Genomic DNA, 24,535 nt, shown 5'->3' with positions numbered 1-24,535 from the left:
CTGCCATGTCGCACACCGTCCGAGGTCGCACCGCCCTCCTCGCCGCCTCGCTGCTGCTGCTCACCGCGTGCGGGGCCTCCGGTTCCGACGCCGCCCGGGAGCGCCCCGACCGCACACCCGCGCCGACCGAGCGCAGCACCCGCGAGCCCCGCACGACCCCGACGTCCCAGGTCCCGGCCGTCGCCGGGTACGCGCCGGGGGAGATCCCGCCGGTGCCGCTGATCGTGCTCCCCGACCTGTCGATGCTCGACGCGTCGCTCGCGGGGTTCGCGCTCGACGTGGACGCCGCTGTCGGGGACGTGCCCGGGGTGACGGTGACGCCGACGCACTGCGACGCGACCGGTGCCGTCGAGACCGGCCGGGGTGCGCTGCTCGCCTACGGAGACGGGTCGGGCGTGTTCACCGCACCCGACGGCTCGGTGGTCAACTACGGCGACGGGTCCGGCACCTACGCGCTCAACGGCACGACCGTGACGGTCTACGGCGACGGGTCCGGCACCTACGCGGCCGGCGGCACCTCCGTCGTCAGCTACGGCGACGGCTCCGGGGTCTACGACGACGGCACCACCCACGTCTACGTGCACACCGACGGCTCCGGTGGCTGGACGCGCGGGGACCGGTCGGTCGTCAACTACGGCGACGGCTCGGGGGTGTACACCGAGGGCGAGGTGCAGGTCGTCAACTACGGGGACGGTTCCGGCGCCTACACCGACGCGGACCTGTCGGTGCAGAACCACGGCGACGGCACGGGGCTGGTGAACGGCGTCCCGGTCGAGGTCGACCCGCTGCCGCAGGTGCCCCGGCTGGGGGCGTTCCCGTCGATGGGGGTGATCGCCCCGGTGCCGTCCTGCGGCGCCACGCTCACGCTCGACTCCGGCGTGCTGTTCGACTTCGGCTCCGCCGAGATCCGCCCCGACGCCGACGCGGCGCTCGACGCCCTGGCGACGGCGCTCGCGGGGGTCGCGGCCCCCGCCGGCTCGGTCGAGGGGCACACGGACTCGGTGTCGTCGCCCGCGCTCAACCAGCGGCTGTCCGAGGACCGGGCGCGGGCGGTCGCGGACGCGCTCGCCGACCGCGGCGTCGGCACCGCGTTCGACGTCGTCGGCTACGGCGAGGACCGGCCCGTCGCGCCGAACGAGGTCGACGGCCAGGACAACCCGGCGGGGCGGCAGCGCAACCGGCGCGTGGAGATCCTGCTGCCGGGGGTGACGTCGTGACCACGCGGTGGGGGGCGGTCGCGGCCGCGGGCGTGCTGGGCCTGGCGCTCGCCGGGTGCAGCGTCGAGGTGGTGGACGACGAGCAGCCGAGCGCGCCCGCGACGCAGGACGACGGCGCCCCGGACGGCACGCCGTCGCCCCGGCCGACGAAGCCGCGTGACCCGGTGCCCTCGGCGGACCCCGTCGACGGCCCCGACCTGCCCGGGCGCACCGACCTGCGGCCGCTGACCACCGCGCAGACCGCGTGCGCCGGCGGCGAGGCGGGCACCACCCGCGCCACCGAGGCCGTGGAGGTCACCGACGCCTGCGGCACCCTGACGGTCGCCGGCGCCGGGTCGGTGGTCGTCGCGGGCGACGTGACGGACGTCGTCGTCGAGGGCGCCGGGGCGCGGGTCGCGGTCAGCAGCGCCGCGACGGTGACGATCGACGCCGCCGACGTCACCGTGACCTGGGAGTCCGGTACGCCGGTGGTCACCGACCTCGGCGCCGGCAGCACCTACGGGCAGGCGGGCACCCGGTGACCCACCAGGACGAGCAGGAGGACCGACGATGAGCGCGCCGTACCCCTACCACCCCGCCCCGCAGCCGGTCCCGGTCGTCGTGCCCCGGCCGACCAACGTGCTCGCGGTGGTGACGCTGGTCCTCGGCCTCTGCGGGTTCGCCCTGATCCCCGTCGTCACCGGCCACGTCGCGCTGCGGCAGATCCGCGCCCGCGGGGAGGGCGGCGGCGCCGCGGCCGTCGTCGGGCTCGTGCTCGGCTACCTGGCGGTCGCCGGGTACGCGGTCGTGCTGCTGGTGGTCGGCGGGCTCGTGGTCTGGGGCGGGCGGCAGTGACCGACGCTCCGCCCCGGGTGCTGCTCGTCGACGACGAGGAGGCGATCCGCGAGGGGCTGGCCTCGTTCCTCACCCGCAGCGGGCTTGAGGTCGCGACGGCCGCCGACGGGGAGGCCGGGCTCGCCCTGCACGCCACCTGGCACCCCGACATCCTGGTGTGCGACGTGCTGATGCCGCGGCTCGACGGCCGGTCGGTGGTCCGTCGGCTGCGGGCGGCGGGCGACTGGACGCCCGTGGTGCTGCTGACGCAGGTCGGGGAGTCGTCCGAGCGGTCGGCCGCCCTGGAGGAGGGCGCGGACGACTACCTCAACAAGCCGTTCGACCCGCAGGAGCTGCACGCCCGCGTCCGGGCGGTGCTGCGCCGCGCGGTCCCAGGCCAGCCGTCCCTGGCCGCCGCCGAGACGCTGGTCAGCGGCGACCTGGTGCTGGACCGCACCGCCCGGCGGGTCCGGCTCGCGGGCCGGGAGGTGACGCTCACCCCGAAGGCGTCGCTGCTGCTCGACTACCTGATGACCCACCCCGACGAGCTGCACACCCGCGAGCGGCTGCTGCAGGCGCTGTGGGGGTTCGAGCTGGCGGTGAGCAGCCGCGCCGTCGACCACCGGGTCGCGGAGATCCGCCGGGTGCTGGGCGACGACGCCGCCGCGCCCCGCTACGTCGAGACCGTGCCGTCGCTGGGGTACCGGTTCTGCGGCACCGTGCACCGCGGGGCCCGCGCGTGACCGCGGCCGGCCGCCCCGCGCGGGCGGTGCTGCTCGCGCGGACCCCGGTGCTGCTCGCGCTGGCCCCGGCCGTGCTCGGGGTGCTCGCCGCGGTCGTGGTGCTCGCGTCGGGTCGCGCGCTGCGGGTGCTCGTCGGGGCGCCGCTGCCGGTCGTGCTCGTGGGCACCGGCCTGCTGGTGACCGGCGTGCTGCTCGCCGTGGTCACCACCGCCCGCAGCCGCCGGACCGCCGTCGCGTCCGCGACCGCCGAGGCGGCGCGCGTGGCTCGCGAGGATGAGCGCGCGGCGCACCGCCGGTTCCTGCTGCGCCTGGACCACGAGATGAAGAACCCGGTGACCGCGCTCCGCGCCGCGCTGCCCGGTGTGGTCCCCGACCCCGCGGACCTCGACCCGGCCCGGGCGCGCGCCTACGACACGCTCCAGCAGCAGACCCTGCGCCTGTCCGGGCTGGTCGCGGAGCTGCGCGAGCTCGCCGAGCTCGAGACCCGCCCGCTCGAGCAGGAGGACGTCGACGTCGCGCAGGTCGTCCACGACGCGGTCGCGGACCTGGGCGACCAGGCCGTCGCGTCGGGGGTGCCCCGGACGATCACCGTGACGTTGCCGCGCGCCCCCTGGCCCCTGCCGCACGTCCGCGGCGACGCGGACCTGCTGTACCTCGCGGTCTACAACCTGCTGGCGAACGCGCTGAAGTTCTCCCCGGCCGACTCGCCGGTGGAGGTGCGGGGCACGGACGACGACGGGGTGGTGGTCGTCGAGGTCGCCGACTCCGGCACCGGCATCCCCGAGCACGAGATCGAGGGGGTGTTCGACGAGCTCGCGCGCGGCGAGCAGGCCCGCGGCACGCCCGGCTCGGGGCTCGGGCTCGCGCTCGTCCGCGTGGTCGCGCACCGGCACGGCGGCACGGTCGTCCTGCGCTCCCGCCCCGGCCAGGGCACGAGCGCCCGCCTCCGCCTCCCGTCAACATGACCCCCCGCCGCCCCCCCGCCGCCCCCCGCCGCTGCGCGCCTCTGCGCGCCGAGGGCGTACGAGACACCACGAGGGCGCATGAGATGGCGTACGCCCTCGTGGTGTCGCATGCGCCCTCGGTGAGCAGGCGTGCGGGCACGGTCGGGGGTCAGCGGGCGGCTGCGGCGGGCGGCGGTCTGACCCCGCGCCGTGGCAGCCTGGACCGGGTGACGACCTTCGACGTGGAGACCGACGAGGCCGACGAGCCCCGCACCGACCCGCACGCCGACCGTGGCCGGCGCCGACGGGCCCTCGTGGCCGGGCTGGTGGTCGTGGTGCCCGTGCTCGCGGTGGTCGCCGTGCTCGGGATCCGGGCGGCGGACACCACGGAGGCAGACCTCGTGGCCGCCGAGGCCGCGGTGAGCGCCGCCGCCGAGCAGCGCGTCGCGCCCGGGCAGGGGGTCGGCTTCGGCGGCGGCGCGGCGGGGCCGGGTGAGGTGCTGACCGGATCGTCCAGCGTGGCGCCGGAGTCCGGCGTGCTCGCCGTGGGGGTGGTGTGCGCGTCGGTCGACGCGGGTCCCGTGCACGTCACGGTGCGGTCGCTCGGCGAGACGGTCGCGGAGACGGCCGCCGACTGCTCCGACGTCGCCGACCGCGACGCGCCGCCCGCGGTGACCGAGCTGCCGGGCGTGGAGATCACCGGCCGGTGGTCGGTCGAGGTGACGAGCGAGACCCGGGCGGTGGTCACGGTCGTCGCCTCCTGAGGCCCGGCTCCCGGGTCAGGGGGTGCGGGCGGCGAGGGCGCGGTAGAGCCACGCGGTCGCGGTGAACGTGATCGGGTACGTCGCCGCGACGCCGACCCCGCAGACCAGGCCGCCCACCCAGTTCACGCCGATCGTCGCGAGCAGCAGCAGCGCGACGGTCCCGACGTGCCGCCACGCCAGCCGGAAACCCTCGCGGACCGCTGCGACCGGCCCGAGCCCCCGGTCGACAGCGAGGTACACGGCGAGCTGCCCGAGCACCATGACAGCGAGCCCGGGGAGGTAGAAGACCAGGCTCCCGACCGCGCCCAGGGCGGTGACCAGCAGCGACGTGGCGAACGACCGGCCGAGCCCGTGGCCCCGGTAGAGCTCGCGCGCCGTCGGCACCCGGCCGTCGACGAGCAGCAGCCCGAACCTGGCTCCGAGTACCTGGAGCCCCGCGCCCAGGACCGCGACCAGCACGAACAGGGCCGCGAGCCACACGATCGCGCCGGTGGAGAACCCGAGCGCGGTGCCGGTGTACGTGCCGGGAGGTGTCGCGGCCAGCGCCTCCTCCTGCAGGCGGACGGCCTCGACGAGGCCCACCACGACCGGGACGTAGATCGCACCGACCGCCCCGAGGAACACCAGGACCGGGCCGAGGAACAGCAGGACCGCGCGTCCCCACACCGGCTGCACCGCGGTCCAGCCGAACCGCAGCGCGTCACCGACGCCCGGGACGGGTGGGGCGGGCGGTACGGGCGGGCCCCAGCCGGGTCCGGGCGGGTACGACGGGCCGGACGGGTGGCTCACGGGGTCTCCTCGGGTATCGGGCGGCGCGCGGCCGGCTCCGCGGGACCGTACCGCGAGGTGAGGCCCGGTGTCCGGTGTTCCCCCGGGGCCCCGGGGTCAGGTCGCGCGGGGGCCGGTGGAGCCGCGGGGGACCAGGCGGCAGGGGACGACCTCGGTGCCCGACCGGCCGCGGCCCTCGATGGCGTCGAACAGCAGGGCCGCCGCGCGCCGCCCGACCTCCTCGAGGTGCATGTCGACGGACGTCAGCGGCGGGCGGGCGCTGAGCGCGAGGGTCTCCCAGTTGTCGTGCCCGGTGACGGCGACGTCCTCGGGGACGCGGCGGCCGGCCTCCCGGAGGGTGTCGAGGACGCCGCGGGCGATGTGGTCGCTGCCGCAGGCGATGGCGTCGACGTCGGGGTGCTGGTCCAGGACGAGCGCCGCGGCGGTGCGGCCCCACTCCTCGGTCCACGCCCCGTAGCGGTCCTCGCCGAGCGGGGCGACGCCCGCCTCGTCCAGGGCGGCGCGCACCCCGGCGGCCCGGTCGTGCGCGGCGCCGTACGAGGGGTCGCCGGTGACGACCGCGATCCGGCGGCGCCCGCAGGCCAGCAGGTGCTCGGCGACGAGCCGGCCGCCGAGCACGTTGTCGGAGACGACCGACATGTCGGCGGGGTCCTGCGAGGGGGCGTAGGCGTACACGACCGGGACGGGCAGGGTGCCGAGCGACGGCCGGGGGTCGGGGCGGGCGCCCACGATCATCAGCCCGTCGACCCGCCGCCCGAGCAGCGCCTGCACGTGGTACTGCTCCCGCAGGGCGTCGCCGCGCGCGTCGCAGAGCAGCACCGACGTCTTGCCCGTGCCGGCGGCGTCCTCGGCGCCCATCAGGGTCGGGATCGAGAACCGGCCCTCGAGGTCGTGCGTGACCAGGCCGATCGTGCCGGACCGGCCGCTCAGCAGGTGCCGGGCCAGCACGTTCGGGGAGAACTGCAGCTGCTCGGCGGCGGACAGCACGCGCTCGCGGGTCTCCGCGCGGACCTGCTGCCGACCGTTGAGCGACTTGGACGCCGTGGCAACGGAGACGCCGGCCAGCCGGGCGACGTCGGCCAGCGTGACGGCCCGGCGCGGGGCCCCCGGTGCGGTCGTCATGCCGGCGATCGTACACACATCACGTTTCGGTGCATCCCCTTGCCAACGGGTAGGAACTGCCACTACGTTCCCCGAAAAGGGTTTCGGCAGAACCTCAGCGCGGCCCCGCCCGGGCGCCCCGCACAGCTTCGACGGCGAAGTTCACGAGGAGAGCACGATGATCAACCGCACCTTCCGATCGCGCGGGTTCCGCCCGGTCGCCACCCTGGCCGTCGCCGGCCTCGCGCTGGCCGGGCTGGCCGCCTGCGGGTCCGGGTCCGAGGGGGACGCCGGCGCCGCGCTGGAGTCCGCCGGCCCCGACGGGGTGGACGACGGCACGACGCTGACGATGTGGACCCGCGCGCCGCTGGAGCGCCAGGCCACCACCCTCGTCGAGGCGTACAACGCGTCGCACGAGAACCAGGTCGAGCTCGAGATCATCCCCAACGACGACATGGAGGGGAAGGTCGGCGGCGCCGCGACCAACGACGAGCTGCCCGACCTGCTGGCCGGCGACGTCGTCCGGCTGCCCTACTGGGTGGCGAACGGGCTGTTCACCGACCTGACCGAGCAGATCGACGGCCTGGACTTCAAGGACGACATCACCCGCGGCCACCTCGACGCGGGCACCGACCCCGACGGTGCGATGCACACGCTGCCGTTCGTCGAGGACATCTCCGTCCTGGTCTGGAACAAGGACCTGTACCGCGAGGCCGGCCTCGACCCCGAGGCGGGGCCGACGAACCTGGCCGAGCTCCAGGAGCAGGCCGAGGCGGTCGCGGCGCTGGGCAAGCCCGGCGTCTCCGGCACGTACTACGGCGGCAACTGCGGCGGCTGCGGCGTCTTCACCTGGTTCCCGACCATGTGGGCGTCGGGCGACGAGGTGCTGTCCGAGGACGGGAAGACCGCCCAGGTCGCGTCCGACTCGGCGAAGGCGCTCTACGAGATGTACTACGAGCTCAACCAGGCCGGCGCGGTCGGCGCGGGCTCGAAGGAGGAGACCGGCGCGACGTGGACGGCCCCGTTCTCGAACGGCCAGGTCGGCGTCATGCCGTACCCGAACACCGCGGTCTACGCCGCGGTCGAGGCCGGGATCGACGTCGGGGTCACGGGCATCCCCGGCGTCGACGGCGGGCAGTCGACGTTCCTCGGCGGTGACGCGCTCGGCATCTCGAAGGACTCCGACTCCGTCGCCCAGGCGTGGAACTTCCTGTCCTGGATGATGTCGGAGGAGACGCAGCTCGAGGTCATCGCGAAGAACGGCGAGGTCCCCGGGCGCAACTCCCTGCTCGACAACGTGTACGCGCAGGAGGACCCGCTCGCGCTGACGATGAACCAGATCGCCGAGTCCGGCCGCACCCCGGTGGCGGAGTTCTTCTCCGAGGCGTTCAACGCGTCCGGCAGCCCGTGGGTGACGCTGATGCGCAACGCCACGTTCGAGGGCACCGACACCGTCGAGGCGGACAACGACGCGATCACCGAGGTGCTGGGCCAGTGACCGTCGCCACCCACGGCCGCGCGGGACGGGTCGCCAGCCCGTCCCGCGCGGGCACGGCACAGCGCCGACGCCGGTCCGCCCGCTCCCGCGGCGCCCTCCAGGGCTGGCTGTACGCGACCCCCACCGCCGTCCTCGTGCTCGTCCTGTTCGTGGTCCCGCTGGTGCTGGTCGTGCTGATGTCGGGCTCCGACTGGTCGCTGCTCGGCGGCCGGCAGGGCACGAACTTCCCGGAGAACTTCGGCGCCGTCCTCGACCACCGGATGTTCTGGCCGTCCGTGCGGTTCACGCTGCTCTACACGGTGATCGCCACGGTGCTGCTGATCGGGCTCGGCCTGGGGCTGGCGCTGCTGGTGCAGGAGAGCTCGCGCTGGCGCGGGTTCCTGCGCACCGCGTTCCTGCTGCCGACCGCGCTCGGCCTGGCGTCGGCGTCGCTCCTCTTCTACGCGCTGTACTCGCCGCAGGTCGGCCCGGTGTCCGGCTGGCTGGAGCGGCTCGGCGTCGGCAGCGGGCAGGTCAACGTCCTCGGCTCCGCGGACGGCGCGCTGTGGGGGACGGTGGCGCTGGTCGTCTGGCGGTTCGCCGGGTTCTACATGCTGCTGCTGCTCGTCGGGCTGCAGGGCATCCCGCACGAGGTGTACGAGGCCGCCCGCCTGGACGGCGCCCGCACCCTCCAGGTGTTCCGCCGGATCACGCTGCCGCTGCTCAAGCCGTCCCTGGCCCTCGCGACGATCATGTGCGTCACCGGCTCGATCCTGGCGTTCGACCAGTTCTACATCCTCACCAAGGGCGGCCCGGACGGCTCGACCATGACCGTCGTCCAGCTGATCTACAACCTGGCGTTCGAGTCCAAGCGGGACCTCGGCATGGCCGCCGCGCTGTCGGTGATCGTGCTGCTGGCCCTGGTGGTCGTCAACGTCGTCCAGCTCAAGGCGCTGCGGCGCTCGCCCGAGGAGTGACCCCCGTGACCGGCATCTCCCGCGTCCTCGGACGCACCCCGTTCTACGTCCTCACCGGCGGCCTGGCGATCCTGTTCCTGTTCCCGATGATCTGGACGACCGCGTCGTCCGTGTCCCCCCAGCCGGGGTCGGCGCAGGTCGACGGCTTCGGGTTCGGCAACTACGCCACGCTCGCGTCGTACCAGGCCGGCGTCGGCACCTACCTCGGCAACTCGCTCGGCATCACCGCCACGGCCGTGGTCGTGACCCTGGTGGTCGCGACGCTCGGCGGCTACGCGTTCGCGCGGTTCCGGTTCCCCGGCAAGGACGCCCTGTTCCTGCTGGTCCTGTCGATCCTCATGGTCCCGTACGCGACCCTGCTGATCCCGCTGGTGATCTGGCTGAAGGACCTCGGCCTGTCCAACTCGCTCGTCGGCGTCGGGCTGGTGCTCGCGGTGTTCCAGCTGCCGTTCGCGATGTTCATGATGCGGATCTCGTTCGAGTCCGTGCCCCGCGAGCTCGAGGAGGCGGCCCTGGTCGACGGCTGCGGGTCGTTCGGCGCGCTGCGTCGCGTGATGCTGCCGGCCGTGAAGCCCGGGCTCATCACGATCGGGCTGTTCGCGTTCCTCGCCGCGTGGAACGACTTCATGGTCCCCCTGTACCTGGTGGGCGGCGACAACCAGCCGCTGCCGCTGGCGCTGGTCAACATGCGCCAGCAGGTGATGGGGGTCATCGACTACGGCGCCACGCAGGCCGGCGTCGTCGTCCTCACCGTCCCGTGCGTCCTGCTGTTCCTGGTCCTCCAGCGGCACTACGTGAACGGGTTCATGTCGGGAGCGCTGAAGGGATGACCAGCTCCGTGCACACCTCCACCACCACCCCCGTGACCCCCGTGGTGCCGTCCACCGGCGCCCTGCGACCCCTCGGCCTCGACGAGGTCGTGCTGACCGGTGGCTTCTGGGCCGACCGGCAGCGCGTCAACGGCGCCGCGACCATCCCGCACTGCGACCACTGGGAGACCCGGGTCGGCTGGATCGACAACTTCGACCGCGCGCTCGACGGCACGCTCGCCGAGCACCGCACCGGGCGCGAGTTCTCCGACTCCGACGTCTACAAGATGATCGAGGCGATGGCGTGGGAGGTCGGCCGCACCGGCGACCACGTGCTCGAGGCCCGGATCGCCGAGCTCACCGCGCAGATCGGCGCCGTCCAGGAGCCCGACGGGTACCTCAACACCCGGTTCGGGCGACCCGGTCAGCCGCCCCGGTGGTCCGACCTGGCGTGGGGGCACGAGCTGTACTGCGTCGGCCACCTGGTGCAGGCCGCCGTCGCGCGGCTGCGGACCGGCCACGACGACGAGCTCGTGGCGATCGCCCGGCGCGCCGCCGACCAGGTCTGCGTCGAGTTCGGGCCGGACGGGCGGGACGCCGTCTGCGGGCACCCGGAGATCGAGGTCGCCCTCGTCGAGCTGGCCCGCGCCACTGGCGAGCGCCGGTACCTCGACCAGGCCGCGCTGTTCGTCGAGCGCCGCGGCCGGGGCACCCTGCCGGACATCGAGCTCGGCCGGGAGTACTACCAGGACGACGTGCCGGTCCGGGACGCCGAGGTGCTGCGCGGGCACGCCGTCCGCGCGCTGTACCTGACGGCCGCGGCGGTGGACGTCGCCGTCGAGACCGGGGACGCCGGGCTGCTCGCCGCGGCCCGCGCCCAGTACGAGCGGACGCTCGCCCGGCGGACCTACCTGACCGGCGGGATGGGCGCGCACCACCAGGACGAGGCCTACGGCGACGACTTCGAGCTGCCGCCGGACCGCGCGTACTGCGAGACGTGCGCGGGCGTCGGCTCGGTGATGGTCGCCTGGCGGCTGCTGCTCGCGACCGGCGAGGCCGCGTGGGGCGACGTCGTCGAGCGCACCCTCTACAACGTGGTGGCCGCGTCGCCGGCGCAGGACGGCCGGGCGTTCTTCTACACGAACCCCCTGCACAAGCGGGTCCCCGGCGAGGCCGCCGACGCCGACGAGGTCAGCAAGCGGGCGCTGTCCCGGCTGCGCGCCCCGTGGTTCGAGGTGTCCTGCTGCCCGACCAACGTGGCCCGCACACTCGCGGCGCTCGGCGGGTACGTCGCCGCGGTGTCCGACGACGCGCTGCACGTGCAGCAGTACGCGCCCGCGCGGATCCGCACCCGGCTCGGTGACGGCCGGTCGGTGGGGGTCGACGTCGAGACCGGGTACCCGGTGGACGGCGACGTGCGGGTCCGCGTGGTCGACGCGCCCGCGGGGGAGTGGACCCTGGCGCTGCGGGTGCCCGCGTGGGCGGCCGACGGCGCGACCGTCGACGGCGAGCCCGCGGTCGTCGACGCCGGCGAGGTCCGGCTCCGGCGCGCGTTCACCGCGGGCGACGAGGTGCGGCTGGTGCTGCCGGTCGCCCCGCGGGTCACGGCGGCGGACGCGCGGATCGACGCCGTGCGGGGCTCGGTCGCGGTCGAGCGCGGGCCGGTCGTGCTGTGCGCCGAGTCCGTCGACCTGCCCGGCGGGGCGGACGTGGCCGGCCTGCGGGTCGACGCCGACGTGGCCGTGCGGGCCGACGGGGACGGTGCGCGGCTGACCGGCCGGCTCGTGCCGGCCGCCGACGCCGACTGGCCCTACGGCGTGCCCGGACCCGACGGTGAACCCGTGCCGGTCGACCTCCGGCTGGTCCCGTACCACTCCTGGGCCAACCGCGGCCCGAGCACGATGCGGGTCTGGCTCCCCACGACCTGACCCCCCGAACCGGCCGCCGTTCCCCGCTGCCGACGGGGGACGGCGGCCACCCACCCGATCACCCCGCCGAGTGGACGGTTCCTGCCCGACACGCCCGGCGAGTCGAGCAGGAACCTTCCACTCCGGGAGCTGCCGCGGGTCAGGCCCCGGGGGTCGGGTCCGCCGTGGTGCGGTGGGTGGGGTGGGGGTGGGTGCGCTCGAGCGAGGCGCCCTCCACGTCCACGTCCGGGAGGATCCGGTCGAGCCAGCGCGGGATCCACCAGGCCGACTTCCCGGCCAGGTGCATGACGGCCGGGATCAGCAGCATGCGGACCACGAACGCGTCGAGCAGCACGCCGAACGCCAGACCGAAGCCGAGCGGACGGATGATCGCGGACTCCGCGAACACGAACCCGGAGAACACGGCCGCCATGATGATCGCCGCCGCGGTGACGACGACCCGGCCCGCGTGCAGGCCGCGCCGGACGGCGACCCGGGCGTCGACCCCGTGGGCGAACGCCTCGCGCATCCCCGAGACCAGGAACAGCTGGTAGTCCATCGCGAGGCCGAACAGCACGCCGGTGACGATGATCGGCAGGAAGCTCAGCACCGGCCCGGCGTCGTGGACGCCGAACACGGACCCGAGCCAGCCCCACTGGTAGATCGCGACGACGCCGCCGAGGCCCGCGAACAGCGACAGGACGAACCCGAGCGTCGCGGTGACCGGCACGAAGATCGACCGGAACACGAGGATCAGGATGATCAGCGACAGCCCGACGACGATGCCGAGGTAGCCGGGCAGCGCGTTCGACAGCTTCTCCGACACGTCGATGTTCGCGCTCGTGGACCCGGCGACGCCGAGCCGCACGTCACCGTCGAGCGGCGAGGCGTCCCGCAGGTCGCGGACCAGCTGCTCGGTGCTCTCGCTGGTGGGTCCGTCGGTCGGCACCACCTGGAACGCGAGGACCGTGCCGGCCTCGTTGGCACCGATGGGGGCGACCGCCGCGACGTCGTCGAACGCCGCGAGCGCGGTGCCGATCCGCACCTGCTCGCCGATCACCTCGTCCTCGGTGACGGCCTCGGGCAGGTCGGCCACGACCAGCAGCGGGCCGTTGACGCCCGCGCCGAACTTGTCGGCGGTGATCGTGTACGCCTGGTACTGCGAGGACTCCTCCGGCTCCGACGCGCCGGTGGGCAGGCCGAGCCGCATGGACAGGGCCGGGATGGCGATGACCAGCAGCGCGGCGAGTCCGGCGACGAGGGTGAGGACGGCCCGCGAGGTGCGCATCGGCGTGGTGGGGACCGGCTCCGGCTCCTCGTGGCCGATGAGCGCCCGCTGCTTCTTCGGCAGCACGCGCAGCCCGATCCGGGACAGCAGCGCGGGGGTCAGGGTGATCGCGAGGCTGACCGCCACGAGGATGCAGAACGCGCCGACGGTGCCCATCAGGCCGAGGAACGGGATGCCCGTGACGTTGAGCGCGAGCAGCGCGACGAACACGGTCGCCCCGGCGAACACGACGGCGTTGCCCGCGGTGCCGTTGGCCAGGCCGATGGACTCCTCGAGCTCGACGCCGTCGCGCAGCTGGCGGCGGTGCCGGTTGAGGATGAACAGCGAGTAGTCGATGCCGACCGCCAGGCCGAGCATGATGCCGAGCACCGGGGTGACCGACAGCATGTCGACGGCCCCCGACAGCGCGAGCGACGCGACGGCGCCGATGGCGACGCCGACCAGGGCGGAGAAGATCGGCAGCGCCGCGGCGACGGCGGTGCCGAGCATGACGAGCAGCACGATGCCGGCGACCACGACGCCGATGACCTCGCCCGGGCCGAGCACGCTCGGGACGCCCTGGGTGAGGTCGTTGGACAGCTCGACGGAGGCGCCGGCCAGGTCCGCGTCCTCGAGCGCCGCGACGACGGCGTCCTTGGTCTCGGTGCTGACCTCGAACTGCGACTCGGCGAACGAGACGTTGCCGATCGCGGCGGACTCGTCCGGCGAGAGGGTCCGCAGCCCGCCGGCGAGCTCGAGCAGGGCGGCGCCGTCCTCGAGCTGCGTGGACTGCGCCTCGAGCTGGGCGCGACCCGCGTCCGCGGCCTGCTGCTGGGCGTCGAGCTCGGCCTGCGCGGCGTCGAGCTGCGGCTGGGCCTGCGCGAGCGCCCCCGCGGCCTCGGCCTGGGCGCGCTGCTGGTCGAGCTGCGCCTGACCGGCGTCGAGCTGGGCCTGGCCCTGCTCGAGCTGCGCCTCGCCCGCGGCGATCTGCTCGCGGCCGGCGTCGATCTGCGCCTGCTGCTCGGCGAGGCCCGCGGTGGTCTGGAACGGGTCGATCACGCCCGCGACGCCGTCGATGTCGGTGAGGTCGGCGAGCGCGGCGCTGATCGCGGCCCGCTGCTCGTCGGTGAACGGCTCGTCGCCGCCGGTGTGGAAGACCACCGTGCCGCTGCCGCCGCTCGCGGCGGGGAACTGCTCGCGGAGCTGGTCGGTGACCTTCTCGGTCGCGGTGCCGGGGATGGTGACGGCCGAGGTGAGGGTGCCGCCGAACGCGAGGTACGCGGCGACCGCGAGCCCGAGCACGACCACCCAGGCCGTGACGACGGTCCAGGCGCGGCGGGCGGAGAAGCGCCCGAGTCGGTAGAGGAGTCCTGCCATGATCCCTGTTCTCTCGGTGGTGGTGGGAGTGCGGGGCGTCAGTGCTCCGGCATGTACCCGGCTCGGACGCTGCGGATGAGCCGGTCGACGAGGGCGTCCCACGCGTCGCGCGCACCGGGCGCCGCGGGGTCGGTGGTGGTGACCCAGTGCATCGCGATGACGGCGACGCCGTGCACCAGGGACGAGACGAGCAGCTGGACGTCGAGCGCCTCGGCCGCGGGGTGCCGCCGGACGAGCTCGCTCGACAGGTGGTCGGCGACGCGGGAGAACGCCTCCTGGGCGAGGGCCTGCGCGCGGGGGTCGTTCCCCTCGGCGATCGGCGCGAGCACGCCGGCGAGGTAGGTGATCGCGGCGGGCAGGTCGGCGCCGCGCAGGGTCAGCGCGAGCTCGTCGAACATCGACGCCCGGCTCCCGTCGCCCACGGGGGTGGCGCTGGCGACGGCCTGCACCTCGTGGATCACGTCGTTGAGGCGCTCGGTGCAGATGGTCAGGGTGACGTCGTCCAGCGACCCGAAGTGGTTGAACACGGTGCGGCGGGAGACGTCGGCGCGCTCGGCGAGCTCGTCGACGCTGAACTGCGAGCCGCCGCGCTCGCGGACCAGCGCGTCGGCGGCGTCGAGGATCGCGCGGCGGGAGCGCGCCTTGAGCGCCGCCCGCCGGTCGGTCGATCCAGGGTCGAGTGTCACGCGGAGGACCGTAGGCAGATGGGTGCACTCGGTGCAACCGTGCACCGGGTGCAAACCGGGCAGGTGTGGCTCAGGTCACCATACCCGCGCGGTGCGCGACCGCCGCCGCCTCGAGCCGCGTCCGGCAGCCGAGCTTCGCGAGCACCCGGCTGACGTGCGTCTTCGCCGTGGTCTCCGAGACGGTCAGGGCGTCGGCGAGCTGCTGGTTCGACCGGCCCTCGCCGAGCAGCACGAGCACCTCGCGCTCGCGGGCGGTCAGCTGGTCCAGCCCCGCGGGTGCGTCCGCCGGCCCGGGCGCGGCCGGTGCCGTCGCCGTCATGCCCGCCAGCACCCGGCGGGTCACCTCGGGCGCGAGCACGCCGTCGCCCGCGGCCACCCGGCGGACCGCGTCCACCAGCTCCGCGGCCCCGACCGACTTGAGCAGGAACCCGACCGCCCCGGCGCGCAGCACCCCGAAGAGGTACTCGTCGAGGTCGAACGTGGTCAGCGCCACGACCTGCGCCGTGCCCTCGGCGACGATCCGCCGGGTCGCCTCGATGCCGTCCGTCCCGGGCATCCGGATGTCCATCAGCACGACGTCGGGCCGCAGCGCCCGCGCGTTCGCGACCGCCGCCGCGCCGTCGGCCGCCTCGCCGACCACGGTGACGCCGTCGGCCTGCTCCAGCATCAGCCGCAGCCCCGTGCGGATCGCCCCGTGGTCGTCGGCCAGCAGCACCCGGACCGTCACGCCGTCACCTCCCCGGCCACCGGCAGCACCGCGAGCACGCGCCACCGGTCGCCGTCCGGGCCGGCGGTCAGGGTGCCGCCGAGCGAGCGGGCCCGCTCGGCCATCGTGACCAGGCCGGTCGCGGAGCCGAGCGCCGGCCCGGGGAGCGCGGGCGGGCCGGGGTCGGGACCGGGGTCGCCCAGCGAGCCCAGCGCGCTCAGCACCTCCACCTCCAGCGCCGCGCCCACCCCGGCCACCCGCACGTCGACCCGCCCGCCGGCCGGGCCGTGCGCGGCGGCGTTCGTCAGCGCCTCGTGCGCGATCCGGTACGCGGCGTGGTCGACCACGGCCGGCAGCGGCGGGCGCCCCCCGTCGGTCACCCGGACGTCGAGGCCCCGGTCCCGGGCGGTCCCCACGAGGTCGTCCAGGCGGTCGAGGCCGCCCGCCGCTGGGGTGTCCGCGCCGCCGGTGCCCCCGCCGCGCAGCACCAGGATCATCGACCGCATCTCCGCGAGCGACGCCACCGACTCCGCCCGGACCGCCGCGAGCGCGGCCCGGTCCCGCGCGGTCTCCGGCGCCGCGGACAGGGCGGCCTCCGCGTGGATCGCGATGGCCGACAGCCGGCTCGCCACGACGTCGTGCAGGTCGCGGGCCATCGCGGCGCGCTCCTCGCGCAGGGCGGCGCCGCGGTCGAGGTCGGCGATCCGCTGCACGTCCACCACGTGCGCGCGCGCCAGGTCCGCCTGCTCCCGCTCGAGCGTCGCGCGCCGCGCCTCGGACGCGGCCAGCTCCGTGCGGCTGCGCACGTCCGACCCCCACCACAGCGGCGTGACCAGCAGCGCGACCGCCTGCAGCAGCGCCGCCAGCACCTCGCGCAGCCCGCCACCGAGCAGCGCCGCCACGACCGGGGCGGCGACCGTCACCGCGACGACCGCGGTGACCAGCGCGCGCCGGGCCCGCGGGGCGAGCACCACCGCCGCGGTGTACAGCGCGTCGACCAGCGCGAGCAGCAGGCCGATGCTCCCGCCCACCGCCACGGACGCGAGCGTCGCAGCGGTCACCACCGCGAGGGCAGGCACGGGGTGCCGGCGCTTGACCGCCAGCGCCACGCAGCCCGCGAGCAGCAGCCCGGCGTGCACGGCCGTCGCGGCGGGTCCGCGCAGCGGTGCGTCCCCGGTCGTGGTGATGCCGGCGGCGTGCAGCAGCAGCCCGACGAGCAGGTAGGCCAGCGCGACCCCGCGGTCGTCGAGGCGGGGCCACCGGGTCGGCCGCGGCAGGCGGGTGGGCATGTCGCCATCCCAGCACGGGCCGGGCGCCGGCGGGTCCTCCGGACGGAGGACCCGCCCGTCGCAGATCGTGCGGACGGCCGACGACGCCGACCCCGCACCGCCGCGACGGTGGGCGCATGGACGCCATCCGCGAGAACCCGGTCGCTGCCCTCGTCGTCGCCTGCGAGATCGCCTTCTGGGTGTTCCTGGCCGCCGCCGTCGTCGCCCGCTACGTGCTGCGCCTGCGGCGGACGTCGACGGTGCTGCTGCTGTGCGAGCCCCTGCTGGAGGTCGTCCTGCTGGTCGCGACCGTCGGCGACCTGCTGCGGGGCAGCGAGGCCACCTGGACCCACGGGCTCGCGGCGCTCTACCTCGGGTTCACGGTGGCGTTCGGGAAGCGGACCGTGCACGCCGTCGACGCGTGGGTGGCGCACCGGTTCTTCGGTGGTCCCGCCCCGGTCCGGGTCCCGAAGCACGGGCCCGTGCGGGTCCGGCACGAGTGGGCGCTGTGGCTGCGGGTGCTGCTGGCCTGGGTGGTCGCGTGGGCGGTGCTCGGCGTCCTGCTGCTGGTCGCGCAGGGGTCGGGCGACGCCGCCGCCCAGCAGCAGGAGGTGCTGCTCGGCTGGGGCGCGCGGGCGACGGTCGTGCTCGTCGGGTGGCTGGTGTTCGGGCCGGTGTGGGAGATGCTCACGCCCCGCGGGTCGCAGGACCGCGCCGACGCTCAGGGGGTCACGGCGAACCGCCCCTGAGCGCCGCGCTCGGCGTCGCCCATCACGTGCGAGACGAACGGGTACGTGCCCGCCTCGGGGAACGTCGAGCTCCACGAACCCGCCCTCGGCGGGCTGGAGCGCGAGCACCTGCGCACCGCCGGTCCCGGTGGACCCGCCGTCGCGCAGCACCCAGTCGCCCTCGCGGAACACCGTGTCGAACTGCCCGCCCACCACGTGGAACGACGACGCGCGGTTCGGCCCCGCGTCGAGCACCCACACGCGGACCCGCTCGCCGACGGCGGCCTCGAGGGGGCGGTCGCGGTACTGCCAGGCGTAGCCGTTGAACGCCAGCAGGTCGGGCTGCTGCGCGGCGACCGCCGCCTCGTCCGCGGGACCGCCCTGCGCGCCGAGGTAGAGCTCCTGCTGCACCAGCACGTACTCCCGGTCGACCTCCGGCAGCCCCGGCGGGTCGATCACGACCGCGCCGGTCATCCCGTTGGCGATGTGCAGGCTCATCGGCATGGTCGAGCAGTGGTACATCCACACCCCCGACCGCTCGGCGGTGAACGTGTACGTGAGCGTCTCCCCGGGCGGGATCGTCCGCATGACGTCGTCCGGCGCCAGCGCACCGGCGTGGAAGTCGATCGAGTGGCCGATCGTGCCGTCGTTGACCAGGGTGATGACGAACGTGTCCCCGACCCGCCCGTGCAGCACCGGGCCGGGCGCGGTGCCGCCGAACGTCCACGCGGTGCGGGTCACGCCGGGCGCGACCTCCTGCACCGTCTCGGTGACCGCCAGCGTGACGCGGTGGGTCGTGCCCGGGCCCACCGGGGGCAGGGCCGCGTCCCGGGCCTCGAAGCCGGCGTCCGGCGTCGCCATCGGGTCCACGAGAGCGGCCGCGTCAGGGGCGGCCGCCGTGCCGTCCGCGCCGTGGTGCATCCCGGCGTGGTCGTCGGGCGCTGCCGCGGTCCCGTCGCCGCCCGGTGCGGCGCCCGCCGGTGCGCCCCCGGCCGGCGGGGCGCCGGTGACGACGACGTCGAGCGTCATCCCCATCAGCCGGTGCCCGGCGACCGAGCACCAGCCCGCGAGGTCCGCGCCGACCACGCCCACGTCGACGACCGCACGGCCCCCGGGCGCCAGCCGGCCCGACGTCGCGCCGCCGTCGAGCACCAGGTCGTGGACGGTGCCGTCGGTGTTCGTGACCTCCAGCACCAGGCGGTCGCCCGCCGGGACCTCGATGCGGGACGGGACGAACGTCATCTCCCGGGCCTCGACCGCGACCGTCGTCGTGCGGCCCGTCGCCGCCACGTCGGCACCCGCGCCGGCGACCGGACCGGTCAGCCCCGCGGCGGTCGGGTCGGCGGCCACACCGAGGGCGACGACCAGCAGCAGCGCGCCGACCCCGGCGGTGGCGGCGCCGCGGTGCCGGGCGCGGACGACGGCGGGGGTCTCGGGCGCGGGCGGCGCGGGCGGCGCGGCGGGCGTGGGTGGCGCGGGCGGCGTCGCTGCCGCGGTCGCCGCCCCGCGGTCCCGGCTCGCGCGCACCGCGCGGACGGCCAGCACCAGGAACCACCCGGCCGCCGCGAGCCCGACCAGCGACACCCCGACGCGCACCACGCTCGGGGCGGGGGTCACGAACACCAGCAGCGCGCCGTTCAGCAGCACGCAGCGCAGGACGGCGGACCGGTCGAGCTCGGCGGCCGTCCGGCGCGACACCGCGGGTCCGCCGCCGAGCACGACCGGCAGCAGGGCGGACAGCGCGCCGCCGAGCACCTGCGCCGCGAACCCGACGACCAGCGCCGGCACCAGGCCCGTCAGGCGGGGCACCGCCTCGGCCCACGACCCGGCGGCCACGACCACCGCCGCGAAGGCCGCCGTCGTGCCCGCCCACCAGGCCACCGACGCGGCCAGGCTCCACGCCGCGAACGTGCGCGGGGGCGCCGTGCGGGCCTGCTGGACGAGCACGCGCGCGACCAGGCCGGTGCCGACCAGGCCGACGGCCGCACCGACGGCCACGACCGGGCGCAGGTCCACGGCGGCGGCCAGGGCGATCAGCACCGGCCCGGCGGCCAGCAGGGGCAGCGCGCGGCGGGCGTCCCGCTCGGCGCCCGCGACGATCCGGGCGTGCAGCACCGTCGGCCAGAGCACGGCGAGCGTCCCGGCGACGGTCACCGCGACCCAGCCCAGCAGCGTGAGCGCGAGGTGCGCGACGTACCAGCGCGCGTAGCCCTGCGGCCCCGGCTCGAGACGGGCGAGCACCACGCCGCACGCGACACCGGGCACCAGCAGCACCCCGGCGACCAGGTAGTAGCGGACCAGGTGCAGGAACCGGCCGGGCAGGGCGCCGCGCCGCTGCCGGACGATGCCGACCGTCTGGGCGACCGCCGCCCCGGCGACGCCGACCGCCCCGGCCACCACGGCCGGCGTGCTCCCGGCCACGACCCCGCCGACCACCAGCAGCGTCCCGGCGGTGTGCACGCCGAGCCGCACCGCGAGGGCCCGCGGGCCGGTCGGGCGGCGCAGCAGCGTGTCCGCGAAGTGCTGGCTCCACACCAGGATCGCGGTGCTCACCCCGCCGAGCAGCAGCAGGTGCACCATCAGCCACCCGGCGTCGGGCAGCGCCCGGTGGGCCACCGCGACCACCGCCGCCGCGGCCAGCCACGCCAGCACCAGCAGGTTGGCGCGCAGGTGCCGGTCGGCGCGCCTCACGCGGGGCTCCCGACCGGTGCCGGTTCCCGCGGGGTCCGCACCCGCACGGGTCCGCGCACCGCGGAGCCGACGGCGACGACCACGAACAGCAGCAGCGCGACGACGTTGCCCACGCCGCCGACCTGCACCGCCGCGTCGACGCCGCGCGCGTCCCCGACCAGCACCCGCAGCAGCAGGGTCGCGTGCAGCAGGGCGAGCGGTGCGTACATCACGGGGCGGTACGGCAGCGGTCGACGCAGCACCGCGGGCAGGATCACCGGGGCGTGGGCCATGATCATCGACAGCACGAACCCGAGGAACACGCAGTGCAGCACGGCGTCGTACGCCGCGCCGGACAGCACCGGGCCGTGCACCAGCCACACCGCGCCGGCGACGGCCAGCCACGCGTACCCGCCGAGCATCGCCCCGGCCATGAACCGTGGCAGCCCCGTGCCGCGGACCGTCCGCCGGGCGACGTCGTACCGGGCGAGCACCGCCACCAGGGCGAGCAGCACCGCGCCCAGCAGGGTCCAGCCCGTGCCGGGGTGCAGCAGGGCGACCGTGCTCGCGACCGCCCAGCCGAGCGACAGCCCCCAGACGGCGGTCTCGACGTGCGCCGACGGGTTGCCGACCCGGAGCAGCTCCAGCCGCTCGCCGACGACGGTCAGCACGAGGAACCCGGCGAGCGTCGGCACCAGGTGCGGCACGGGGACGCCGGCGAGCCAGAGCACCGCCGCCGCGAGCCCGTGCACCGCGCCGAGCACCTGCACCGCGAGGGCCGCCGCGGGCTGCCGCCGCCACGCGACCCCGTAGACGGCGATCAGCAGCGCGGCGCCTGTGACCAGCGCCCCCTGCCCGGCCGCGAGCGGGAGCGGGCCGAGCAACGCCAGGCCGCCCAGTCCCAGCAGCGCCGGCGACGCGAGCGCCCAGGCGCGCCGGGCGGCGACGGCGCGCTCCAGCGCCACCAGCGTCCCGACGAACCCCAGGACCATCAGCGGCCCGTGCACGTCGGCCCAGCGGTCGTCCGCGACGGGCGCGCCGAGCCCGAGCCGCAGCAGGGCGGCGTCCAGCCCGGCCAGCAGCGCGAGGCCGCCCGGGACGAGCAGGACGACGTGGCGTGGGACCGGGGTCCCGGGATTATTCACGCTTCGAGGGTATTTAATCGGGGCGACAGTACGGCAGGGACCTCGGTCCCGACCCCGCCCCCGACCCCGACGGCACAGAGGCAGGCGCGCATGACCACCGGACCCGCGCGAGGCGGACGCCCGCCGCTGCGCCCACGGGCGGCCGTCGCCAGCAGCCGGCTCGAGGTGCTGCACCTGCTCCGGACCGAGGGCGCGACGACGGTGCAGGCGCTCGCGGCCCGCACCGGCCTGCACGGCAACACCCTGCGCGGCCACCTCGACCACCTCGTCGCCGACGGTCTCGCCACCCGCGAGCCCGAGCAGCGCGCGGTCCGCGGCCGGCCGCGGACCGTCTACCGGGCTGCGACCGACGCCGGCCCGGACGGCCCCGGGACCGGTCTCGACCCCGGCCCCGCGCGCGGGCTCGACGAGGCGGCGGCGCGCGCCGGGCTCACCCGGCTGCTGCTGGCCGCGTACGGCGCCCCGGCGGACGACGTCGCCGCCGCGGCCGTCGCGGCGGGGGAGCGGATGCTGGACGCCCTGCCCGGCCCGGTCGCCCGTGCGGCCTCCGCCGCGCAGGCCGCCGCGCAGGCCGACGCGCAGGCCGCCGCGCAGGCCCAGCGGAGCGCCCTGCACGCGCACCTCGACCGGCTCGGCTTCGACCCCGAGCCGGACGCCGACGGGGCCACCGTCCGGCTCTGGCGGTGCCCGTTCCTCGACCTGGCCCGCGCGCGCCCCGAGGTCGTGTGCGCCGTGCACCTCGGCCTCGCGCGCGGTGTGCTCGACCGGGTCGGCGGGCCCGTGCGCGCCGACCGGCTCGTCCCGTTCGCGGGGCCCCGGCGGTGCGACCTGCACCTCGTCGAGGCGTCCTGACCCGCACGCCACCACCCAGCCCCGCGCCACGACCGGTGCGGCCCACCGAAGGAGCACCCCCGTGACCGAGCCCGTCGAGATCCTGCGCCACGCCCCCGAGCGGCCCGCCGTCCCGGCTGCCACCGCCGAGCCCGCTGCGACCCCCGAGCCTGCTGCGACCGCAGGGCCCGCGGGGCACGCGTGCGGCTGCCACGAGCACGACGACGCCGCGCCCGTGCTGGACGTCCGGTCGATCCCGCACGCCATCCGGCACGCGACGGTCCTCGGCGCGTTCGACGCGATCCCGCCGGGCGGCGCACTGGTCGTGGTCGCGCCGCACCGGCCGCTGCCGCTGCTCGCGCAGCTCGCCGAGCGCGCGCCGATCGACGTCGCGTACCTGGTGGACGGGCCCGACGCGTGGCACGTGCAGATCACGCGCCGGGCCCCCGCCACCGCCTGACCCGCGGCCGGGGCGCGCCTCAGCCCGTCGCGACCCGGCCTGTGACGATCCGCCGGATCGTCTCGGCCGGCAGCTTCGGGACGCGGTGCTCGTCGCACAGGCCGTTCGTCTCGAGGCCCGTGTCGGTCAGCTGCGTGTAGCAGAACCCGCGCAGCACGGTCGAGGCGTGCACCGCGCCCAGCAGGTCCGCGAGCCGCGCCTCGAGGTCCTCGGGGCTGCGCGCCTCCGAGTAGCCCCAGGACCCCGCGGCGGCCCCGGGCGCGTACGAGACGCCGCCGAACTCCGACAGCAGCACGGGGAGCGTCCCGGGATCGGGCGCGGGCCGGTCGACCCACATCCGCCGGCCCGCCGGCCCGGTGCCGGCGAGCGTGGCCGCGACCGCGGCGGCGTCGCCGTACCGCGCGGCGAGCACCGCACCGGTGTCCGCGTAGTCGTGCACGGTGAGCAGGTCGGAGTCGGTGTGCTCCCAGCCGTCGTTCGAGATGACGGGCCGCGTGGGGTCCAGCGCCCGGGTCAGCTCGGTGAGCGCCCGGGTGTACGCGCGCTGCGCGGGGTCGTGCGCGAGGTGCTGCACGCCCCACGACTCGTTGAACGGCACCCACGCGATGATGCTCGGGTGCGAGACGTCCCGGCGGACGACGTCGAGCCACTCGCGGGTCAGCTGCGCGACGGCCTCGTCGCTGAACCGGTACGCGCCCGCCGTCTCCGCCCAGACCGCCAGGCCCAGCACGTCGCACCAGTAGAGGTAGCGGGGGTCCTCGACCTTCTGGTGCACCCGCACCGTGTTGAAGCCGAGCGACAGCGTCAGCTCCACCTCGTCCCGCAGCGCGGCGGGGCTCGGCGGGGTCAGGTGCGAGTCCGGCCAGTAGCCCTGCTCGAGCACCGCGCGGACGGAGAACGGCCGGTCGTTGAGCAGCAGCGCGTCGCCGTCGACCGCCACCGAGCGCAGACCGCAGTAGGCGTCGACGTGGTCCAGGACGGTCCCGTCCGCGTCGAGCAGGTCGACGTCCGCGTCGAGCAGCACCGGGTGGTCCGGGGACCAGAGCAGCTGCTCGTAGACCTGGCCGTTCTGCTGCCGGGGGATCGCGACCGTCGCCTGCGCCACCTCGCCGTGCACCGGCACCTCGACCGCACCGAGGTCCTCGCCGTCGTGGGCCAGGCGGACGCGGACCCGGGTGCCGGCCGGTGCCGTCGCGCGCAGCCGGACCTGCACCTCGACGCGCCCGCCGGGGACGTCGGGCCGCCAGGTCAGCGCCCCCACCGCCACCGCCGGCACCTGCTCCAGCCAGACCGTGCGCCAGATCCCCGAGGTGCGGTGGTACCAGATGACGTGCTGCTCGGGCTGCCAGTCCTGCTTCCCGCGCGGCTGCTCGACGTCGGTGCGGTCGTCCGTCGCGCGCACCACCAGGACGTGCCCGTCGGCGGGCACCTCCGGGTCGAGCAGGTCGGTGACGTCGACGCCGAACGGCGTCTGACCGCCCTCGTGCCGGCAGGCGTGCTGCCCGTCGACCCAGACGTCCGCCGCGTGGTCGACCGCGCCGAGGTGCAGCAGCAGCCGGTCGGCGCCGAGCCCGGCGGGCACCGCGAACGCGCGGCGGTACCAGAGCGCGGCGTGGTCGCCGTGGTCGCCGATGCCGGACGCCGTCGACTCCGGCGGGAACGGCACCCGGATCTCGCGGTCCAGGCCGGGGGCACCGGGGCGGTACCAGCGCTCGCGCAGCCCGGCGTCGGCGTCGTCGAACCCGAACGACCAGGGGCCGTCGAGCGACCACCACCGGTCGGGGCGGATCAGCTGGGGGCGCGGGTGCAGGCCTCGGTCGGCTGCTGACGTCGTCGTCATGGTCGTCCTTCGGGGT

Annotated in this window: 21 protein-coding genes; 12 read left to right on the top strand and 9 right to left on the bottom strand. The window is 76.1% G+C overall.

The features are described from left to right. Positions 1–5: 5 nt before the first annotated feature. The 6 genes from AC1VL8_RS02660 to AC1VL8_RS02635 all read left to right on the top strand — a co-directional run bounded on the left by AC1VL8_RS02660 (position 6) and on the right by AC1VL8_RS02635 (position 4,481). Positions 6–1,217: an OmpA family protein gene (locus AC1VL8_RS02660; protein WP_483074028.1), complete on the top strand. Its 1,212-nt coding sequence runs from the start codon at positions 6–8 to the stop codon at positions 1,215–1,217. Then, positions 1,214–1,738, top strand: a complete 525-nt coding sequence (locus tag AC1VL8_RS02655) for a DUF3060 domain-containing protein (protein ID WP_483074027.1) — start codon at positions 1,214–1,216, stop codon at positions 1,736–1,738. Before AC1VL8_RS02660 ends, AC1VL8_RS02655 begins: the two co-directional genes overlap by 4 nt. Positions 1,739–1,766: 28 nt before the next feature. Continuing rightward, positions 1,767–2,051 (top strand): DUF4190 domain-containing protein, encoded by a 285-nt coding sequence (locus AC1VL8_RS02650; RefSeq protein ID WP_483074026.1) that lies wholly within the window; start codon positions 1,767–1,769, stop codon positions 2,049–2,051. Beyond that, on the top strand, positions 2,048–2,773 hold the full coding sequence (locus AC1VL8_RS02645) for a response regulator transcription factor (RefSeq protein ID WP_389232017.1): 726 nt from the start codon (positions 2,048–2,050) through the stop codon (positions 2,771–2,773). The genes AC1VL8_RS02650 and AC1VL8_RS02645 overlap by 4 nt, the downstream gene beginning before the upstream one ends. Beyond that, positions 2,770–3,738: a sensor histidine kinase gene (locus AC1VL8_RS02640; protein WP_483074025.1), complete on the top strand. Its 969-nt coding sequence runs from the start codon at positions 2,770–2,772 to the stop codon at positions 3,736–3,738. Before AC1VL8_RS02645 ends, AC1VL8_RS02640 begins: the two co-directional genes overlap by 4 nt. A 206-nt stretch (positions 3,739–3,944) precedes the next feature. After that, on the top strand, positions 3,945–4,481 hold the full coding sequence (locus AC1VL8_RS02635; protein ID WP_483074024.1) for a hypothetical protein: 537 nt from the start codon (positions 3,945–3,947) through the stop codon (positions 4,479–4,481). 15 nt (positions 4,482–4,496) lie between these two features. Here AC1VL8_RS02635 and AC1VL8_RS02630 read toward each other — a convergent pair whose 3' ends face one another. Together AC1VL8_RS02630 and AC1VL8_RS02625 are read right to left on the bottom strand one after the other, a co-directional pair. Then, positions 4,497–5,270 (bottom strand): hypothetical protein, encoded by a 774-nt coding sequence (locus AC1VL8_RS02630; RefSeq protein ID WP_483074023.1) that lies wholly within the window; start codon positions 5,268–5,270, stop codon positions 4,497–4,499. A 96-nt stretch (positions 5,271–5,366) separates the two neighbouring features. Continuing rightward, on the bottom strand, positions 5,367–6,392 hold the full coding sequence (locus AC1VL8_RS02625) for a LacI family DNA-binding transcriptional regulator (protein ID WP_483074022.1): 1,026 nt from the start codon (positions 6,390–6,392) through the stop codon (positions 5,367–5,369). Between the two features lie 157 nt (positions 6,393–6,549). On the opposite strand from AC1VL8_RS02625, the gene AC1VL8_RS02620 reads away from it, so the two are divergent. Genes AC1VL8_RS02620 through AC1VL8_RS02605 form a run of 4 tightly spaced genes read left to right on the top strand, consistent with a single transcriptional unit; the run spans position 6,550 to position 11,562 of the window. Continuing rightward, positions 6,550–7,869 carry an ABC transporter substrate-binding protein gene (locus AC1VL8_RS02620; RefSeq protein ID WP_483074021.1) on the top strand — a complete coding sequence of 440 codons (1,320 nt, stop codon included), beginning with the start codon at positions 6,550–6,552 and terminating at the stop codon, positions 7,867–7,869. Continuing rightward, the gene (locus AC1VL8_RS02615; RefSeq protein ID WP_483074020.1) at positions 7,866–8,825 is read left to right on the top strand and encodes a carbohydrate ABC transporter permease; all 960 of its coding nucleotides are present in this window, start codon (positions 7,866–7,868) and stop codon (positions 8,823–8,825) included. Before AC1VL8_RS02620 ends, AC1VL8_RS02615 begins: the two co-directional genes overlap by 4 nt. Before the next feature lie 5 nt (positions 8,826–8,830). Further along, a complete protein-coding gene (locus tag AC1VL8_RS02610) occupies positions 8,831–9,655 on the top strand; it encodes a carbohydrate ABC transporter permease (RefSeq protein WP_483074019.1) in 825 nt (274 codons plus the stop codon). Then, complete coding sequence (locus tag AC1VL8_RS02605; protein WP_483074018.1) at positions 9,652–11,562, top strand: glycoside hydrolase family 127 protein; 1,911 nt, start codon at positions 9,652–9,654, stop codon at positions 11,560–11,562. Before AC1VL8_RS02610 ends, AC1VL8_RS02605 begins: the two co-directional genes overlap by 4 nt. 139 nt (positions 11,563–11,701) lie before the next feature. On the opposite strand, the gene AC1VL8_RS02600 is transcribed toward AC1VL8_RS02605, so the two are convergent. The 6 genes from AC1VL8_RS02600 to AC1VL8_RS02575 form a co-directional block, all read right to left on the bottom strand. Then, the gene (locus AC1VL8_RS02600) at positions 11,702–14,185 is read right to left on the bottom strand and encodes an MMPL family transporter (protein WP_483074017.1); all 2,484 of its coding nucleotides are present in this window, start codon (positions 14,183–14,185) and stop codon (positions 11,702–11,704) included. 38 nt (positions 14,186–14,223) lie between these two features. Then, positions 14,224–14,871, bottom strand: coding sequence for a TetR/AcrR family transcriptional regulator (locus AC1VL8_RS02595; RefSeq protein WP_483074016.1), 648 nt, complete (start codon positions 14,869–14,871; stop codon positions 14,224–14,226). A 70-nt stretch (positions 14,872–14,941) separates the two neighbouring features. Then, complete coding sequence (locus tag AC1VL8_RS02590; protein WP_483074015.1) at positions 14,942–15,598, bottom strand: response regulator; 657 nt, start codon at positions 15,596–15,598, stop codon at positions 14,942–14,944. Further along, a complete protein-coding gene (locus tag AC1VL8_RS02585; RefSeq protein ID WP_483076175.1) occupies positions 15,595–16,233 on the bottom strand; it encodes a sensor histidine kinase in 639 nt (212 codons plus the stop codon). The genes AC1VL8_RS02590 and AC1VL8_RS02585 overlap by 4 nt, the downstream gene beginning before the upstream one ends. A gap of 401 nt (positions 16,234–16,634) precedes the next feature. After that, positions 16,635–20,264 (bottom strand): multicopper oxidase domain-containing protein, encoded by a 3,630-nt coding sequence (locus AC1VL8_RS02580; protein ID WP_483074014.1) that lies wholly within the window; start codon positions 20,262–20,264, stop codon positions 16,635–16,637. After that, positions 20,261–21,388, bottom strand: a complete 1,128-nt coding sequence (locus tag AC1VL8_RS02575; RefSeq protein ID WP_483074013.1) for a hypothetical protein — start codon at positions 21,386–21,388, stop codon at positions 20,261–20,263. Before AC1VL8_RS02575 ends, AC1VL8_RS02580 begins: the two co-directional genes overlap by 4 nt. A 90-nt stretch (positions 21,389–21,478) precedes the next feature. Here AC1VL8_RS02575 and AC1VL8_RS02570 point away from each other — a divergent pair, with 90 nt between their 5' ends. Together AC1VL8_RS02570 and AC1VL8_RS02565 are read left to right on the top strand one after the other, a co-directional pair. Continuing rightward, positions 21,479–22,240, top strand: a complete 762-nt coding sequence (locus AC1VL8_RS02570) for a helix-turn-helix transcriptional regulator (RefSeq protein WP_483074012.1) — start codon at positions 21,479–21,481, stop codon at positions 22,238–22,240. A gap of 61 nt (positions 22,241–22,301) precedes the next feature. Further along, a complete protein-coding gene (locus tag AC1VL8_RS02565; RefSeq protein WP_483074011.1) occupies positions 22,302–22,679 on the top strand; it encodes a DUF2249 domain-containing protein in 378 nt (125 codons plus the stop codon). A gap of 19 nt (positions 22,680–22,698) precedes the next feature. On the opposite strand, the gene AC1VL8_RS02560 is transcribed toward AC1VL8_RS02565, so the two are convergent. Then, a complete protein-coding gene (locus AC1VL8_RS02560; protein WP_483074010.1) occupies positions 22,699–24,519 on the bottom strand; it encodes a glycoside hydrolase family 2 protein in 1,821 nt (606 codons plus the stop codon). Positions 24,520–24,535 lie beyond the last annotated feature (16 nt).

The sequence above is a fragment of the Cellulomonas sp. KU4C genome, assembly GCF_056868065.1.
Note: the sequence above shows the minus strand (reverse complement) of the source record. Positions and strands in the feature narration are given on the sequence as shown.

Bases quoted from the DNA above. Each gene is read 5' to 3' on its own strand.
- AC1VL8_RS02660 (WP_483074028.1), top strand. From the start codon at position 6: ATGTCGCACACCGTCCGAGGTCGCACCGCCCTCCTCGCCGCCTCGCTG.
- AC1VL8_RS02600 (WP_483074017.1), bottom strand. From the start codon at position 14,185: ATGGCAGGACTCCTCTACCGACTCGGGCGCTTCTCCGCCCGCCGCGCC.
- AC1VL8_RS02620 (WP_483074021.1), top strand. From the start codon at position 6,550: ATGATCAACCGCACCTTCCGATCGCGCGGGTTCCGCCCGGTCGCCACC.
- AC1VL8_RS02605 (WP_483074018.1), top strand. From the start codon at position 9,652: ATGACCAGCTCCGTGCACACCTCCACCACCACCCCCGTGACCCCCGTG.
- AC1VL8_RS02585 (WP_483076175.1), bottom strand. From the start codon at position 16,233: ATGGCCCGCGACCTGCACGACGTCGTGGCGAGCCGGCTGTCGGCCATC.
- AC1VL8_RS02625 (WP_483074022.1), bottom strand. From the start codon at position 6,392: ATGACGACCGCACCGGGGGCCCCGCGCCGGGCCGTCACGCTGGCCGAC.
- AC1VL8_RS02650 (WP_483074026.1), top strand. From the start codon at position 1,767: ATGAGCGCGCCGTACCCCTACCACCCCGCCCCGCAGCCGGTCCCGGTC.
- AC1VL8_RS02570 (WP_483074012.1), top strand. From the start codon at position 21,479: ATGACCACCGGACCCGCGCGAGGCGGACGCCCGCCGCTGCGCCCACGG.
- AC1VL8_RS02560 (WP_483074010.1), bottom strand. From the start codon at position 24,519: ATGACGACGACGTCAGCAGCCGACCGAGGCCTGCACCCGCGCCCCCAG.